Below are 15,650 nucleotides of genomic sequence, written 5' to 3'. Positions count from 1 at the left end.
GATGAAAAAGTTATTTTTAATGCTTATAGCAGCGGTAACGCTAAATGCCAATGCTGCAATAATTGAAATATCAACAGACAAAGGCAGCTACGATATTGGTGAAACCATTACGGCCACTATAAGTTTGTCTAGTTTGTCTAATGTTGGGTCATTGCCTACGTTGTTTGATGTATACGATACTGTATTTAGTTTTGATACATCATTACTGAGTTATGTTGCGGGTAGTGCAGCGTCTCAAGGCCCATTTGGTGTACTTGGGCAAATCGAAGGGCCGTTTGGGTTACCTATGCCATCGCCAGTGATAGAGTTATTTCTTCCACTGATTGAGGGTAACTTAGCGACAGTAGGCTCTTCTGCTTTCCAAGGACCTGGCATCGATATCGGGCACCAGTTTCAAAACGTGATAAACGACCTATACACAGTGCAGTTTATCGCAAATGCAGTAGGGAGAGCATCATTTAGTCCGCTTTCAGCCTCGGTTGGCTTTGGCGGAACGCTAGGTGGGGGCATTCCTCAAGATATCGAATTTAAAGGGGCGAGCTTTGATATTACCCAAGTACCTGCACCAGGTACCTTTGTGCTATCGCTACTGGCGTTAAGTGGTATCTTTTTCGCTCGTAAGCGTGCGAAATCATAAACCTTAAATGCTAAAAGTTTAAGCCCAGCCAAGTGCTGGGCTTTTTTATTTCTATTGCTATTTACATACGGCTTTAAATAAACCACACTGAATAAAAATACAATAAGTGCGCACCATGTTAGAGACTATTTCTTTTTCTCAACGCCAACGATTGGCGTATATCGATTTCTGCCTTTTGTTTAAAGGGGCCATTCATCGCCAAGATTTAATCAATCGTTTTGAAGTGGGGTTATCGGCTGGCTCTCGTGACTTTACGCTATATAAAGAGTTAGCGCCGAATAACTTAGTCTACGATCCAAGGGAAAAACGTTATTTTCAAACAGAAAGCTTCGTTCCGGTTTTCGAACACGATGCAAAACGTACCTTGGTAAAGCTTGCTAACGATATATCGGACGGCTTCGACGCTATTGGCGATGTACACTTTCCGGTAGAAAGTGCATCTTCGCTGAACGTACCTGATATTTTTGTGGTAGCGAAAGTTGTACAAGCCATAGTAAATAAAAAGGCGATGAGCGTTATTTACACATCTCTGTCTAGTGGCAGTGGCGCACGTGAGCTCGTGCCACACAGCATTGTTGACAACGGTCAGCGCTGGCATGTGCGAGCGTTCGACAGAAAATCTCAAAGCTTTCGAGATTTTGTGCTAACAAGAATTAGTAAAGTTACAGTTAAAACTGAGCCTGAAACTCACGAATGCATTGAGCACGATGAAGAGTGGGGAAGGCTTATTTCTCTTGAAATTGTGCCTCACCCGAAAAATATTAAATATTCTACGGCTATAGAGCTGGACTACGCTATGGAAGAAGGCGTGTTGACTTTAGAAGTGCGCGCAGCCATGGCAGGGTATTTGTTAAGGCGTTGGAACGTTGACTGTACCAAGCATGCCAGTTTACGCACCGGTGAATACCAGCTTTGGCTTAGAAATCAGCAGAGCCTAGCAGACACTGACAACCTTGCTATTGCGCCAGGTTATATAGGCGAACAAGAAGCTTACACCGCCTAGCAAACGGTTGATTGGACTGTAACGAACGGTCTAGTGCAGCTTCGTTGAAGTGTTTCAAACGCGCTATTAAATATGCTTTTTAATTGTAGTTAACAGGGTGTCTTTATCCAATGGCTTTGCTAGGAAGTCGTTCATGCCTGCGGCCAAACATTCTTCTTTGTCCTCGGCAAACGCATTAGCGGTTAACGCTATGATAGGGGTGTTTGCTTCCATTGTTTTTCTCAAAATAGTGGAAGCTTCAATACCATCCATAATTGGCATATTACAATCCATAAGAATGAGGTCGAAATTATGACGCTTGCCTACCTCTACGGCATCATGACCATTTTTAACATGCAGATATTTGTAACCTTCTGTTTGCAGTATAGCTTTGACAATCTCGGCGTTAATTTCGTTATCTTCTGCCAGTAATATACGCTTTTTCTTATTGAGTTCTTGCATCTCTTGGCGACTAACAGGCTTAGTTTCAATCAACTTACTTAAATCATTTTCGAGTTCACGTCTGTTAATTGGTTTGGCATGAGTTTTCCAAATACTGTCAAGTATTTCGTGCTCGTCTTCCAATCTTTCTAGCTCAGCTGAAATTAATATTACTTTGGGAAACTTTGGTGGTTTGAGACGCTTAAGCTGTTGAAGTAAATCTACGCCGCTCATTCCTGGCATAGAGAGGTCAAGAATAATAACGTCAAAGCTAAACGGTTTGTCATCTAAAAATATTTTTGCGCTACTATAGCTACATGGTTCAACCGACATAGATGCAACTATGTGTTCAAAGTATTCGCGACTGGTTTGAAGGTCGTCGATGATCGCACAGCGTAGGTTAGTGTGTGGCACAATATTAATATCTGGTAAGTGTGCTTCTTTAGCCGCCATTGTGAAGGTAAAAGTACTGCCGCGACCTACCGTAGAAACAACATTTATATCGCCCTCCATTAAGTTGGCTAACTGCTTTGCGATGCTTAACCCTAGTCCTGTACCACCAAACTCTCGCGTAGTTGAATGGTCGGCTTGTTCGAATTTATAAAAAATGTTTTTTAGTTTCGATGAGGGGATGCCAATACCAGTGTCGATAACATCAAAAACAAGGCGATTGCCATTTTCATGTTTAGTGTGTGTAACTTTTAATGTCACTGAACCTTCGCTAGTAAACTTAATCGCGTTACTTAATAGATTGTGCAGTATTTGTGTGATTCGCGTAATATCTCCCTCTATCACATGGGGAAGATCTACGTCTTTCAAGTAGTTGAACTCTAGACCTTTACGCTGGCAATAAACCCGTTGCAAAGACACAACATCGTCTAGCACTTGTAGCAAGTCGACAGGCGCTTGTTCTATTTTTATCTTGCCCGCTTCGATTTTCGAAATGTCTAAAATGTCGTTGATTAAAACGAGCAGTTGGCGGCCTGCAGTTTTAGCCTTCTTTAGATACAAGTTACTTTTCTCTGAATTATCAATGGCTAGCTCTATCATGCCGAATAAACCATTCATCGGTGTGCGTAGCTCATGACTCATACTAGAAAGAAACTCTGATTTTGCTTTATTCGCTTTTTCTGCTCTCTCTGCTGCTTGTTGCGCTATCTCTTTTGACTGCTTTAATGAACTCATAGAACGTCTAACCTGACGCTCCATAGGGGCGAAGATAAACACGGCCTCAAAACTTAAAAGAGCCAGTACTGCAAGCCAAAGGTACATTTCAATAGTTAGAACAGTATCTACACGTTCGGTTGCATCCTTTTCAAATTGGTCCACAACATTGTCTAGCTGCATGAGAAGGGAAGTAAGCTCCTCTACAGGCATAAGTAAAGAAGTTTCGCAACGTGCGTTTTGCACTAAGGCCTCAGTTTTATTGACTAAGTTTTTGACTTTTGAGTCTAGCTGTCCCTCATTATAGTAAGTGTTAAAGATTTGAGTCGGCAGATGTTCCAACGAGACAAGATACTTATGATTTTGTTCGAATTTAGCAAGGTCTTGTATTAAATAGCGCAATTCCTGGCTGTCTTGGCATAATGTGGGTGAAGCCGCGAGCATTGCTATGCGTTGCGATAGCATACGTTGTTGGCCTGCAATATTGATTATCTCTCCATCTTGCTTTTGGCCCTTTATTAACTCAGAAAGTATTAAAAAAGACAGAGTAATCAGCGATGCTGTTAGCGCTAAAGCAGCGATATATCGAAAGCGTATGGACATAAGGTAATGAGATGCACAGTGATAACTAAAAGATAATAGATGCCAGATAGTTACGCAATGTGCCGAGCAAATTACTTACGCTAATGTTGCACTATTTAATATCGTTCGGGGTGCTATAAGGCACCCAGCCTCGCAATACCGCCTCTTTAGTGTAAAAAGCTGCGTTTTTATCATTCAGAAAATGAGAGTTTACTGCTGGTGAGGAGGCTGCTTTAGGTGCACCTTCGCCATGAGATTGGTACTCGGAAAATCTTGCTTCTGTGTGGGGATCAAATGGTCTCTTTATACCTGACGGCGTAGTTCCACCCATAGTAGTCCAGCGCTTTTGGATGATATGACCTGCCATATAGGTGTTGATAAACGTGGATTTACCTACAGCGTAAGGGTTTGCATATCGGCCATCTGAAAAGGTGGTTGTTGGATGCCAAGGCCTTCCCAGTGCCACGCTTTGATCTGGAACGCCGTGTTCTCTTTCAAGCCTACAGTTATTGAATGTTAACCCATAAGGGCGCTGTAAATGAGTGCTTGGGGCGGTAATGTAGCCTGTTAGTCCTTCGCTATCACCGCCAGAATAACGTGTACGGGAAACAATAGAAACGCTTTCAAAAAACGCGGTGCCCTCACCAAAAATGAAGTCAATGTGTCCTGCTATTGTTCCGCCTTCAATCAGAGCACGGTCACCTTTTAAATAGAGGGTATCTTGGTAACCCCAGAGTGCGACATTTTTAAGGTAAGTGCGATCTGAGTTCACATCGGTTTTAAGCGCTACTGCCTGCGTACCTGATAATCGAGTAGGATCGTCCTTTGCTTTGACCTCGTTACCGGGATAATCAAAATCATTGGTGATAGTGATATTTTCCAGAGTGATATTATCCCCTAAAATCTCCACAGTGGCAGTGCGACGAGTTCCCCATTTTTCTTGAGAATTCTCTGCGACTTTTTGACCTGCATATCGATTAAAAACGATAGTCGTTGATTCTTGCGACTGGCCCATCAAGTGAACATTATCAACCTTTATGACGACACGCTCTCGATAAATGCCTTCGTTAATAAAGATGGTCCATACTTTATCTTTTTGTGGCTTGTGAGACTCGATATAAGCAACAGCTTGGGACACAGAGTTAAAATGAGGTAAAGCGTCCTTAGTTACGTCACTGTCATCGTCACTTTCATGTGATTTAGCTACCACTACATCCGTAGTTGCTGGCATTGCCGCGCTTAATCCACTGAAAAATATACCCGCCAGCAACACAAAGACTAAACTAAGACTGACACGTGCTTTATTCAAATCCATAGTCTTTATTCTACAGCGCGTGCTTGTTAAATGGTTGGCTATTGATAAACACATTGTTTATTGAAAGGTGCGCTACGTTTTCGATAACGGCATCTTTAAGCGCACGGTTTATCGTTATGTTATTCAACGTCAACCCAGAAATAGGCGTATGGTCATACCCTCGAAGCACAAAGGCCCGGCTAGCTGACGCAACGTTTAAGTTCTCTATCGTGATATCTTCAAGTAGAGGAGGGAAGTTACCGGCATCACCTTCTTCGTAGAAGAAATTCACGACAACAGCGTCTTTCACCGTCCCAATATCGATATTGCGATAGTTTAGATTTTTTAGGTGACCACCCCGTATACTGTTGGTTTTAATTCTAATCCCGCGGTCTAAGTCAGGGCTACTCATGGTGCAATACTGAGCATAGAGATTCTCTACACCACCGGATATTTCACTGCCGATTACAACACCGCCATGGCCAGCCTTCATCTCGCAATGTTCTATGACGATATTACTGCAGGGAACATTGACCCTTCTGCCGTCTGCATTGCGTCCAGATTTAATGGCGATGCAATCGTCTCCTGTATCAAACGTGCAATTAGAGATAAGCACGTTCGTGCAGCTTTCAGGGTCGCACCCGTCCGAATTTGGGCCGAAACTTTTACAGTACACATCGTTAACGGTGACGTTCTTGCAAAGCACAGGGTTAACTAACCAAAATGGAGAGCGCAGGATGGTTACACCCTCAATAAGTACATTTTCACAGCGGTAAGGTTGTATAAACGGAGGGCGCAGGTAATTATTTTCAAAAACGCGGTCACTAACGGGTGTCCCGTTTTCTACCATTTCTTGCAGTGTGTCTCTGGTATATTTTTGGTTCTCAACCGGATCGTCACCCCATGTTGAAGCCTTCCACTTACCTTTCCATGGCCACCAGTTGTCTTTTGCCGCGCTACCGTCAAGCGTACCTTTGCCGGTAATCGCGATATTAGTTTGCTCAAACGCATAAATAAGAGGGGAGTAACCCATTAACTCCATACCTTCCCAGCGCGTAAAAACGTAGGGTTTGTAATCATCAGGATGGGTAGAAAATCGAATGGTTGCGCCTGCCTCAATATGCAAGTTTATATTCGACTGTAAGTGAATTGGTCCACTGCATAGCCAGTCGCCTTTTGGCACAACCACTTTGCCACCACCTTGGCGTGCGACTTGGTCGATAGCTGCATGTAACGCTTGCTTAAAGTCACTGCCATTTTCTTTTAGATAGTCGGTAACATTAGCTTCGCGCTTTGCAAAGGTGGGGCGCTTTATCATCCCTTTAATAAGGTTTGCTTCGGCGTCCCACTGGCGTTGAGTCCTTCCCATTTCGGTCACATTTGCACATCCAGGTAGGAATGTAGGAACACCTACAGCCATCCCAGAAGCTGCAACAGTGGTGGCGAGACCAGACTTTAAGAAGTGACGTCTGGCATTCGGTGAGTTAGGTCGGACCATCATATACCCCTTTTATTAACGATTTAGCGCTTTTCACTTATTCAAAAAATGTGCAGCTAGAATGAATGGACCTACACCTTTCGCGTCGTTTGCTCTGATTGGCTCACTCATGTAGTAGTCGAATGAACCATCTCTATATGGATTTCCACCAAGACCAGCAACAGCGCAAACTTGTTCAAGGCTGATAACGTTAGTTTCTTGATCAACCGAAATCATTTGATCAAGAAGTCCTGCAAAGCCTTTTTCTGCATGAGCCTTGTATTCCTCAGGAAGAAACTTAAGGCTTGCACCTTTAGCCATAGCGTAGGTCAACATAGCTGTACCTGATGCTTCAAGGTAGTTTCCTTCACGGCTTCCCAAGTCAGTAACCTGATACCAGGTGCCTGAATTATGTTGATAGGTAAGCGTAGCGTCGATAAACGCTTTAAAGCGCGCTTGTAGCCACGGTGTTTTTGGGTGTTCGGCAGGGACAACTTCTAGCACATCCACCATTGCCATAGCATACCAACCTAGCGAACGAGACCAGTGATGTTGAGAAAGACCTGTTTCTTTATCAGCCCACTTTTGCTTTTTAGATGCGTCCCAGCCATGTAAGGGGAGGCCTGTTTTTTCGTCGTAAAGGTACTCTTCAATGAGTTCAAATTGTAAAAATACGTCGTCTAGCTCTTTCATATCGCCGTACTTAACAATGTATTCAGCGTAGAAGGGAGCACCCATGTAAAGGCCATCAAGCCACATTTGGTTTGGATAGCGTTTCTTATGCCAAAAGCCACCTTGCTCGGTACGTGGGTGAGTAGTAAGCTGCGTTCTAAGGAGGTCAGCGGCTTTTTTGTACTTAGGGTTGCCGGTTTCTTCATAAAGGAAAAACAGCACTTTGCCAGGGTTAACCATATCAATATTAAACTTATTGATATCATAAGTTTTGATACTTCCGTCTTCCTGAACCAACATGTCATAGTAACCTTTTACATAAGACAAAAACCGGGGATCTTTAGTATCTTGATAGACCTCTGTTATGGCGAGGAGGTTGAGGCCATGAACGTAATCCCACTGTGGGTTCTCATCCCAATCGATTTGCCAAGCTTCTGGGAAACGCACCATTTCAGACTCTATCATTCTGATAGACCAAGATTGCGTGTTGTCGAGAGGCATTTGTACCCAATCATTTGCATTAGCAGTGAAAGAAAAAAACGCCGTGCAAGCTACAATGGAAGCTGCGCGTAGAATACCTTTTAGCATAACAAACCCTTATTTTTATAACATTGTAAATACACCATGTGCTACCGGTAGCATAATGATTTTTATTTGCTCATATGTCAACGGAATTATCTACATTTATTAACTTTTATTTTACGAGTCAATAATGCGGCTTAAATTTAATAAGTGGCTGTATTTATTGGTCTCGCGCCTCTTTTCCCCCTTTATTACGTCAACTCAAGAAGTATCTTTTTCTCTAATTATTGTCTACCAAATTCCTACTTATTGTAAATTTTTTCTACAAACATGTTGCCACCGGTAGCATAACTAGTTAGGATGTAAATCAAATGTAAAGCTTGAGTGTTGTTTTCGAGGTTTGCATTATTGCCGAAGAGAAGTTTTGCGTTAATTAGAAAACATAGCTGTACCCTGCAATTCTTCTCATTCAAGGTTTTGGTGGTTTACGAGACCACTATAGAGAATGAATTAGAATTGACGCGTTTTCGCTTCCTTAACAGCCAAGACGTGCTATCGGATAAATGTAAAGCATTGACGGTATGAATCACCAAAATGTTATCCGGTGGCATAAAGGGGAGTGAAATGGTTAAATACGATAAATGTTGAATTTGTGTAAATTTGAATAGTTCACACACGTTTCAAAAGCATCTTCACCTTTTGTCAGTATGCGCGTCTCTTATAAATATAAAAACCGGAGAAACAACAATGTTACCAAAGAAAAAGCAACTCGCTGTTCTTGTTACGCTAGCGTTGTCAGGCGCACATATTCATGCGCAAGAAGCCAAAGACGAACAAACTAGTGAAACCGAAGCACAAAATATGGAAGTCATCGAGGTATCTGGCTTTCGTGGGTCTCTCAATAAATCACTGATGGAAAAGCGAACATCAGTTAACAGCAAAGAATCTATAGTTGCGCAAGATATTGGTAAATTCCCGGACTTAAATATTGCTGAGTCAATTCAACGTGTACCCGGCGTAGCTATTTCTCGTGAAGGTGGGGAAGGTCGCCAAATTACCTTACGTGGTTTGAGCCCTTCTTTTACCCGCACAACACTAAATGGCATGGAAGTACCAGCAAGCACAGATGGTACAGACTCAGGTGGCGGTGTTAACGGCGGACGGGGCTTCGACTTTAACATTTTCGCATCTGAGTTGTTTAACCGTGTAGATATTCAAAAATCTCCTACAGCTTCAATGGAAGAAGGTGGTATTGCAGGTACCGTTGATCTTTATTCAGCAAAACCGTTCGATTATGACGGTTTTAAATTCGTATCATCCCTTCAGGGCGGGTATAACAGCATTACTGAAGAGACAGATCCACGTGCAGCCTTTATGATCAGCAACCGTTTTGCTGATGACAAAGTGGGCGTATTGTTTTCTGCCGCGTTTTCTGAGCGCACAGTAAGGCAGGAAGGATTCGGAACTGTTCGTTGGACAACACCGGTTCGCGACGGGGGCGGCATCTTTGCCGACACATCTGAGACTGTCGTGAACGGTACACCAGATGTCGGTAATTGCGAGTATCAAGGCGAATCTGTCGATCCCGTTAACTGTTTGTGGACACCGCGTTTACCGAGACCTGATTACTTCGGTAATGACCAAGAGCGTACTGGTTTTACGGGGTCTATTCAGTGGGCTGCAACAGACAATTTCACATTAACGTTAGACGGTTTAGTGTCTAAGCTTGATAACACCCGTACCATGTATAACTTCTTCCATATGTTTAGAAGTACATTCGATGAAATTACGCCTACCTCTATTACGGTACATCCAAACGGCAAACAGGTGCTGGCTGGCACTTACGAAGGTATCAAATCGCGTATAGAAAGCCGCTTACAAGAATCAACCACTGACTTTAGCCAATTCGTGATTTCTGGCGAGTGGTTTATTGGTGAAAACCTTAAACTTGATATGATGGCAGGTACTGCAGAATCTGACGCTCGTTCAGAGCAATATCGTTACAACATGACGCTACTTGAAGAAACGAGCTATGGCTTTGATTTCAGCAATAATATCAATGCTCCGCAACTTACTTACGGCTATGATGTAAACGATGCAAGTAACTATAATTTAAGCGACGGTCGCTTACGCGCCACCGATGTCTTGCGCGAAAATGATACGGTTAAGTTTGATGCCACTTACCTTGGCGACGAAGTCACTATTAAGGCCGGCTTTGCTTATAACGATCGCGTTGTAACTTACAGCGAAGAGCAAATCAATGGCTTCCCAGACCAAGATTCGGCGGTGGGATTTGCAGAAATGATGCCTGTAGATGACTTCGGTAGCGGTTTTGATGGACCACTTGACCCCTTCCTTGTGGCTGACTTTGACGCTATAAACAGCCAATTGCTAGACGTTGTTTGGACACCACGCTCTGCACAAAGCTGGCAAGTAGGTGAGGAAACCTCTGCTGCGTACATCGAGATGGATACAAGCTATGAGATTGGCGACATGTTGCTTCGGGCCAACTACGGTGTGCGTTACGTGAAAACAACCACAACCTCCGAGGGCTTTATTCAAGGTGAAACCGTACAAATTGAAAATGACTACAACAACTTTCTACCAGCGGTTAATTTAGCACTAGAAGCAACCGATGACGTAGTTGTTCGCCTTGGCTTAACACAGTCTATGACTCGTCCAAGCCTGAACTCATTAAACCCTGGTAACCCAAGCTTTGATTATATTAACGGCTCGGTGAGCGTGGGGAACCCATTCCTTGATCCGTTTACGTCGAACAACGTTGACTTTGGTGTTGAATGGTACTTCGATGACGAAGCGCTACTAGCAGCAACAGTGTTCTACAAAGACATTGATAACTGGATTGTTCGCGCATCAGAAGAGCGTTTAGTCGACAGTGCTTACTACGACTTTATCGACAACGATGCACAGTTTGACCCTGTAATTGCGCTAGACCCACGCACTATTCCATACGAGCATAGCAGTCCAATTAACGCTGAAGACAGAAGTGTAAGCGGTTATGAGCTAATTTATCAGCAGCCGCTAAGCTTTCTACCAGGACTGTTCGAAAACATGGGTATCGTGTCGAACTACACTCACGTTAACGCTGACGACATCGAAGGTATGAGTGAAACATCGTACAACTTTACGGTGTATTACGAAACAGACCAATACGGTGCGCGTGTGTCAGTTAACAAACGCGACGATTACCTGACAGACTTTACTGGCAGCAATGGTAACGTTGCGCACGGTACGACAGGACCTACGCAGGTAGATTTCTCGTCATTTTATAACGTAAACGACGAGCTAACGTTGACCTTTGAAGTCATTAATCTTACCGATGAGTACGAGCGCTTGTTTACCACGGGTGATGGCTCTTTGAACTTGGTACGTGAGTACAACCACACGGGCCGTCAGTTCTTCTTGGGCGCTCGTTATACTATGTAAAAAACAGGCCGGCCAATTATGTTGGCCGGCCTGAGATAATAATTAAATGTTGTGTTCCGTGAAGACGGGTGTGTTTGGCCATCGTAATGATGGCCTTTTTTATGTGCAAAAAGTGTAGGCCGGGAGGAGTTCAGCACGCCTCTACCTCACTTTTTGAACAATTTGCATCGCAACAATAGAAATATTGAGAAGGAGAAAAGGTGTGAGATATTTAAGTAAACCCACCACAGGCAAAATATTCAACGCGCTGCGCTACAGTCTTGCAAGCGTTTTTGCTGTATCGAGTACTATTGCAGTGGCAGACCAGCAAGGCACGAGTACACTTCACATTAGTTACGCGGCGCAATCTAGCGCTTATGCACCTACCAGTTCGGGTTCCCAAAGTGCTTCAATCCAAAGCGCTACTAATAAAGGCAGTGAAGAGGCTGCAAAAGCTCCACCCTACAAAAAGCCAGTTACCCTACATTTGGTCGGCGACTCAACCATGTCAGACAAGCCTATGTTGTCATATCCAGAACGTGGGTGGGGGCAATTGCTTCCTGAATTCATGCTACCCAATCTTAATATTAAAAACCACGCGGCTAACGGCAGAAGCACAAAGCGATTTGTAGATGAGGGACGCTGGCAGCTTCTGTTATCCGATCTGTCTGAAGGTGATTATGTGGCTATTCAGTTTGGTCATAACGATCAAAAACAGTCGGATCCTGCTCGCTATGCCGACCCGGAAAATGCTTATCCAGCTTACTTGAATCAGTTTGTTCAGGATGTTGAAGCAAAAGGGGCATCAGTGATTATCACAAGTAGTATTTGCAGGCGTCATTTCACTGAGGAAGGTGTATTAAAACGGACGTTGCTGGCGTATGCCGATGCAGCGAAGAAAGTGGCAGCACAAAATAACGTGCCATTTATCCCTATGAACGCTTTAACTTGCGATTTTCTTGCTCAGGTAGGCGAGCCTAACAGCAACCATTACTTCATTAAGGTGCCCGCCGACCTTTATGCGCGCTACCCTGAAGGCAAAACGGACGACACTCACTTGAATGTTGTGGGCGCGGCGAAAATGGCGCAAATATTCGTGCGAGAGCTAAAAGCGACAGCGCACCCACTGGCAAAATACGTATATCGAGACACATTGTAAGCTCACATAAAAATGAAGTGGCGCGTTATTGCGGGCGTGCCGCGTTTTTTAGTGGGGGATCGCCTTTATCTTAATTAGCGTGCTTGCTTATGGTTACAATGGCAGGAAATAGAAGAGAAAAGAAAGAGGAATGTCACATACCGACTATAGCGACGGTATGTGATTAGTGAAGGCATCGCCTGATATAATGGCACCGGGGTAGGTAATCACAGTCGCAGCCACTTTTGCCCCATAGCTCGCGCTCTCAACAGGCTTTCTACCTGCAAGTCGAGCGGCCATATAACCGCCATTAAATGCATCGCCAGCAGCCGTTGTATCAACCACCTGTTCAACACGCTCAACAGGCACAATACATTGTTCTTGTTGACGGAGTATATGAACGCCAACCGCCCCGTTTTTCATAACAATTTCTTCAATCTGTTTGTCGGCTAAATAGCTAAATATTTCATCAGCATTAGTGTGGCCAAACAGCATTAAATGGTCGTCTGCACCTGGGAACGCCAAGTCTGCTTCAGCATATGCCTTACCCGTCCAGTACTTGGCATCTTCTTGAGATGACCAAAGGCGAGCTCGATAATTAGGATCAAAGGCAATCTTACTGCCTTTGGCCTTGAGGGACGAAATCAGTTCGAAAAGTGTAGCGCGCTGTTCGTCATCTAAAATGGCAATAGAGATACCGCTCAAATAAAACCAATCACAAGCAAATTCAGCGCCCTTCATAATGTTGAGCGTCTGTGTTGCTGCAGATTGGTTACGCCAATATGCAAAGGTTCTTTCACCTTCGTTGTCGTTACGGATCATATACAGGCCAAGGTTACGCGATGACGAGCGAAACACTAAATCAGTGTTAATTTCGTGCTCACCCATTTTAAACAGCAGCTCATCGCTTAAAAAGTCTGCGCCGATCGCCGTTAAGTAACTAATGGAAGATGAAGGCAAGCAGCGTTTTAAATAAACTGCAGTGTTGTACGTGTCGCCAGCAAAGCTTTTCGCCATCAGATTATTATCTGTGTTTTCATCGCGCGTACTAACTGATGACTCACGCTGAGTGCTTCGAAGCTCTACCATGCACTCGCCAAAAATAACTATTCTTTGGTTGGTATCAACTATGCTCATGCCGCAGCCTCATCAAACAATGTTAGGCTTTGTTGACATGCCAAAGTTATAGCTTGCCAATTTTTTGCTTCAATGGCTGCCTTCGGCATCATCCATGTACCGCCTACTGCTCTTACATTGCCAAGCGAGAGATACTCATTCGCGTTGTCGCCATTAATGCCGCCGGTAGGGCAGAAGGAAACATCGCTAAATACGCTTGAAATAGCTTTAAGAAAAGGTGTTCCGCCGCTAAGACTCGCAGGAAAGAACTTCATTTCGCGAATGCCTTTTTGGTGCGCCAAAAGAATATCGGCAGGCGTAGCGACACCTGGCAAAAAGGGTGCATTAGACGCAATCAGTGTATCGAGCAATGTCTCTGAGCTTGTAGGCGTTATCAAAAATTGCGCGCCTGCATCCAACGCTTCAAATACGTGGTTGCGATTTAACAATGTGCCCATACCCACAACGAGTTCAGGAAACTGTTTTCTAATCGCTGACAGGGCTTCAAATGCTGCGTCGCTGCGTTTCACTACTTCTATGTTGCACAGGCCGCTATTTGCAATTGCTTCTGCTAGGTGAAGCCCCTCGTCAACAGATTTAGGCTGAATAATAGGCAGTAATGGGACGCCTTTAAGCATGGAAAAGGTACTTTTCATCACGCGGTTCCTTTTAGTGAATCTAGCGAACTTTCTGGTAACGTAGTGGGAGCAGAACTTTGCTGATCTTCGTTGCTGTTGTCGTGCGATAAAATATCAAGCAGTTGATTAACTTTTTCGAGCACTTTTTCTTTGAACGTAGTGTTTACCGACAGTTCGGCGAACATGGTTTCAAGAGATAGCAATTTTTTTGCAAGTTCTATTGCCTGAAAGTCTACCGATTTTGCTGTAGCCCTTAACATACTATCTAGCGGGTCGGTGATAGTTTCGTTTAAACGTGCCTTGTTGTTTACAAATAGGCACCAGGCCGCAACGGCACTGCAGAGCAAATCAATATTTCGTTTTGCTTTTAGGTTATCGCGTACTGTGTCGAGAATTCGAAATGGGATTTTCTGTGACCCATCCCAAGCAATTTGCGACAACATGTGGCGAATATGCTTATTCTCATAGCGCTTAACAATGTCTTGTGCGTAAGCGTTCAGGTCGAAGTCTTGTGTTCCGCTATCGGCATTCTCGTTATCACTGGATAGAGACGGAACAATTTCTTCTTTCAACATGGTTTGAATCAGTTGCTTTATGGCTGGGGTACGCATTGCGTCGAATACGGTTTCCTTGCCAAGCAATAACCCTATGTAGGCCAGTGTTGAATGTGTGCCGTTTAGAATGCGAAGCTTAGCTTTTTCAAAGAAGCTCACATCATGAGTGAAAGTAACGCCAACTTTGTCCCAAGCGGGTCGTGGGCCAGAAAAATTATCTTCAACCACCCATTGAGTAAATGCCTCTCGCTGAATAGGCCAGTTATCAGTTAAACCCAGCTCAGCGGCAACGTTGGCTTTAAAGCTGTCTTCAGTTGCTGGCGTAATACTGTCAACCATAGTGCAGGGGAAGGCGATGTTCTCGCTGATCCATTGGCCGAGTGATTCATCCGTTTTATTGGCGAACTCGGTCACCGCTTTTTGCAGCTTTTTACCGTTGTCTGACACGTTGTCACAGCTGATAATGGTAATATCTGCATAGCCTGCCTGCTTACGTTGTGCCAGCGCTTGCACAATTAGGCCAACTGCACTTACCGGTGTTTCTGGCGTGACTAAATCAGCTTTAATATCCGGATGCTCAGTATCTAGATGACCTTGTGCATTAAGGCAATAGCCCTTTTCTGTCACGGTAAGCGTCACAATTTTAGTTTGCTTGTTTACCAGCGCAGCAACAATGTCTTCACGATCATGTGCTAATGTAGAAAGGGTTTTAATTGCGCCGATAATGTGGGTTTCAGGATCGTTATCAACAATACACAACGCGTAGAGATTGTCTTGTGTACTCAACGCTTCTTTAAGTGATGCGCTGCGCATTGACACACCGTGAATGCGCCAGTCACCGCCATAAGCCAGCGCCTTTTCGGTATAATACGCTTGGTGCGCACGGTGAAAGGCGCCTGGACCAATATGCACAATGCCACAACCGGTTGCTTCCAGGTCGTAATTTGGTTTACTTACGCTGTCACTTAAAAGAGGTAGCGTTGAAATTGATAACGGCTTTGTCATGA

General features: G+C 44.1%; 11 protein-coding genes. 4 read left to right on the top strand and 7 right to left on the bottom strand.

The window, feature by feature from the left end:
* The first annotated feature begins 1 nt into the window (after position 1).
* Positions 2 to 637: a PEP-CTERM sorting domain-containing protein gene (locus ACYX4M_RS18405; RefSeq protein ID WP_476081221.1), complete on the top strand. Its 636-nt coding sequence runs from the start codon at positions 2 to 4 to the stop codon at positions 635 to 637.
* A 115-nt stretch (positions 638 to 752) separates the two neighbouring features.
* Positions 753 to 1,640, top strand: a complete 888-nt coding sequence (locus tag ACYX4M_RS18400) for a WYL domain-containing protein (RefSeq protein ID WP_476081220.1) — start codon at positions 753 to 755, stop codon at positions 1,638 to 1,640.
* Between the two features lie 66 nt (positions 1,641 to 1,706).
* Here ACYX4M_RS18400 and ACYX4M_RS18395 read toward each other — a convergent pair whose 3' ends face one another.
* The 4 genes from ACYX4M_RS18395 to ACYX4M_RS18380 form a co-directional block, all read right to left on the bottom strand.
* On the bottom strand, positions 1,707 to 3,827 hold the full coding sequence (locus ACYX4M_RS18395; RefSeq protein WP_476081219.1) for a response regulator: 2,121 nt from the start codon (positions 3,825 to 3,827) through the stop codon (positions 1,707 to 1,709).
* Between the two features lie 91 nt (positions 3,828 to 3,918).
* Positions 3,919 to 5,121 (bottom strand): pectinesterase family protein, encoded by a 1,203-nt coding sequence (locus ACYX4M_RS18390; RefSeq protein ID WP_476081218.1) that lies wholly within the window; start codon positions 5,119 to 5,121, stop codon positions 3,919 to 3,921.
* Between the two features lie 10 nt (positions 5,122 to 5,131).
* Positions 5,132 to 6,598, bottom strand: a complete 1,467-nt coding sequence (locus ACYX4M_RS18385) for a glycoside hydrolase family 28 protein (RefSeq protein ID WP_476081217.1) — start codon at positions 6,596 to 6,598, stop codon at positions 5,132 to 5,134.
* A 33-nt stretch (positions 6,599 to 6,631) separates the two neighbouring features.
* Positions 6,632 to 7,837 (bottom strand): glycoside hydrolase family 88/105 protein, encoded by a 1,206-nt coding sequence (locus ACYX4M_RS18380; protein WP_476081216.1) that lies wholly within the window; start codon positions 7,835 to 7,837, stop codon positions 6,632 to 6,634.
* 681 nt (positions 7,838 to 8,518) lie between these two features.
* Between ACYX4M_RS18380 and ACYX4M_RS18375 the strand changes: the two genes are divergently transcribed.
* Together ACYX4M_RS18375 and ACYX4M_RS18370 are read left to right on the top strand one after the other, a co-directional pair.
* Complete coding sequence (locus tag ACYX4M_RS18375; RefSeq protein ID WP_476081215.1) at positions 8,519 to 11,218, top strand: TonB-dependent receptor; 2,700 nt, start codon at positions 8,519 to 8,521, stop codon at positions 11,216 to 11,218.
* 202 nt (positions 11,219 to 11,420) lie between these two features.
* Positions 11,421 to 12,356, top strand: coding sequence for a rhamnogalacturonan acetylesterase (locus ACYX4M_RS18370; RefSeq protein ID WP_476081214.1), 936 nt, complete (start codon positions 11,421 to 11,423; stop codon positions 12,354 to 12,356).
* 144 nt (positions 12,357 to 12,500) lie between these two features.
* Here ACYX4M_RS18370 and ACYX4M_RS18365 read toward each other — a convergent pair whose 3' ends face one another.
* The 3 genes from ACYX4M_RS18365 to ACYX4M_RS18355 are packed head-to-tail and all read right to left on the bottom strand — an operon-like array spanning position 12,501 to position 15,648.
* Complete coding sequence (locus tag ACYX4M_RS18365; protein ID WP_476081213.1) at positions 12,501 to 13,472, bottom strand: sugar kinase; 972 nt, start codon at positions 13,470 to 13,472, stop codon at positions 12,501 to 12,503.
* A complete protein-coding gene (eda, locus tag ACYX4M_RS18360) occupies positions 13,469 to 14,107 on the bottom strand; it encodes a bifunctional 4-hydroxy-2-oxoglutarate aldolase/2-dehydro-3-deoxy-phosphogluconate aldolase (protein WP_476081212.1) in 639 nt (212 codons plus the stop codon). The genes ACYX4M_RS18365 and eda overlap by 4 nt, the downstream gene beginning before the upstream one ends.
* Positions 14,107 to 15,648: a mannitol dehydrogenase family protein gene (locus tag ACYX4M_RS18355; protein WP_476081211.1), complete on the bottom strand. Its 1,542-nt coding sequence runs from the start codon at positions 15,646 to 15,648 to the stop codon at positions 14,107 to 14,109. The genes eda and ACYX4M_RS18355 overlap by 1 nt, the downstream gene beginning before the upstream one ends.
* Positions 15,649 to 15,650: the final 2 nt, after the last annotated feature.

The sequence above is a fragment of the Alteromonas sp. ABV4_150 genome (assembly GCF_056311745.1).
The sequence above is the reverse complement of the archived record's forward strand: the minus strand, read 5'-3'. Positions and strand labels throughout refer to the sequence as shown.